This is a genomic window from bacterium (assembly GCA_026398675.1).
GTDB lineage: Bacteria > RBG-13-66-14 > RBG-13-66-14 > RBG-13-66-14 > RBG-13-66-14 > RBG-13-66-14.
On record JAPLSK010000001.1, the window covers coordinates 1 to 1,643 of the forward strand.

At 64.3% G+C, this 1,643-nt stretch carries 2 protein-coding genes; both read right to left on the reverse strand.

What is annotated here, in order from left to right; translation table 11 throughout:
* Positions 1-529, reverse strand: a 529-nt coding sequence (locus tag NTW26_00005) for a trypsin-like peptidase domain-containing protein (protein ID MCX7020655.1), incomplete at its 3' end; no start/stop codon positions are given.
* A gap of 398 nt (positions 530-927) precedes the next feature.
* On the reverse strand, positions 928-1,643 hold a 716-nt coding region (locus NTW26_00010; GenBank protein ID MCX7020656.1), incomplete at its 5' end, for an Hsp70 family protein.

Below are 1,643 nucleotides of genomic sequence, written 5' to 3' on the forward strand. Positions count from 1 at the left end.
CCGCGCGTTCCACGCGTCCCGTCGCGACCAATTGATCCATGACGATCCGGACCAGGTTGATCGGGATGGCAAAGCCATACCCTGCGTTCAAGCCGGTTTCACTGGCGATGGCGGAATTGATGCCGATCACTTCGCCGCGGACGTTCACCAGCGGGCCCCCGGAATTGCCGGGATTGATGGCGGCGTCGGTTTGGATGAAGTCCTGGATGCTCCGCTGGGTGCGATTGGGGAGGGAGTTCAGTCCACGACCGGTGGCGCTGATGATGCCGCTGGTCACGGTGAAGGTGAGCGCATCCCCCAGCGGGTTCCCGATGGCCAGCACCCACTCGCCGGCGCGGGCCTCATCGCTGTTCCCCAGGACCACCGGCTTGAGGCCGGTCGCCGGGATGCGCACCACGGCCACGTCCGTATTCGGATCCGTGCCCACGACGGTGGCGGTGAAAGTACGATGGTCGGGGAGCATGACGGTGACCTTGTAGGCGCCCTCGACCACATGATTGTTGGACAGGATGAGGCCGTCGGCCGACACCAAGATACCGGTGCCGCCTCCTTTCTCGACCCTCGGTCGGCGCTGGGTATGCGGTTAGAACTGCTCCGTGCCCGGCGGCTTCTGGCGCTGGGGCGCGGTGTTGGTCTTCTGGGTTCGGATGTATTCGCCGGGGAGACGGCGGAGGCCTGGCGCGTTGGCGCCTGGGGCAGCAGTCCCGTCTGGGGCTGGGCCTCGGTGGCGCCCGGCAGCTGCAGGGCGCCGGCGAAAAAGAGGCCAAGCATGAAGGCGAGGCTGACAAGGCTTCCGAACTTCAACCAATTACGGGTGCGGACGGACATGGTGCCTCTCTCGGTCGAAAATGTATTGACACAGGCCCTGCGCGGGGCGGGGGTTTTCCATCGTAACCCGGATGCGCAAGGCCGTCGATTGGTCGCGACCTACTTCTTGGAATCGTCAACGATCTCGTAATCGGCCTCGACCACATCCTCCGCAGGGGTTGCCCCCGGCTCAGGGGCAGCCGCACCGGGCTCGCCGCCGGCCTGCGCGCTCTGGTACAGCGAGGCGCCCGCCGCCGAGTAGGCGGCGTTGAGGTCGTCGAGGGCCCGGCGGATCAGGTCGGGATCGCCGGTCTTGAGCGCTCCCTTGCCGCCTTCCAAGGCGTTGTCCAGCCTGGACTTGACTTCGGTGGAGAGGCGGTCAATCCATTCCTTGCTGTCCTTCTCGACCTTGTACATCAGTCCATCAAGTTGGTTCCGCGCCTCGATTTCGTCGCGACGCTTCTTGTCGTCGGACGCATGGGACTCGGCGCTCTTGACCATCTTCTCAATGTCCTGATCAGACAGCCCGCTCGAGGCCTCGATCCGGATTTTCTGCTCCTTGCCGGTCGTCTTGTCCTTGGCGGAGACATGAAGGATGCCGTTGGCGTCGATGTCAAAGGTGACCTCGACCTGGGGCATTCCGCGGGGTGCCGGCGGAATGCCCGTGAGCTGAAACTTGCCGATGGTGCGGTTGTCCACCGCCATCTGGCGTTCGCCCTGGAGGACGTGGATTTCGACCGTCGTCTGATTGTCTTCGGCGGTGGAGAACACTTCCGACTTCTTGGTCGGAATGGTCGTATTCCTGGGGATGAGCACGGTCGTCACGCCGCCCAGGG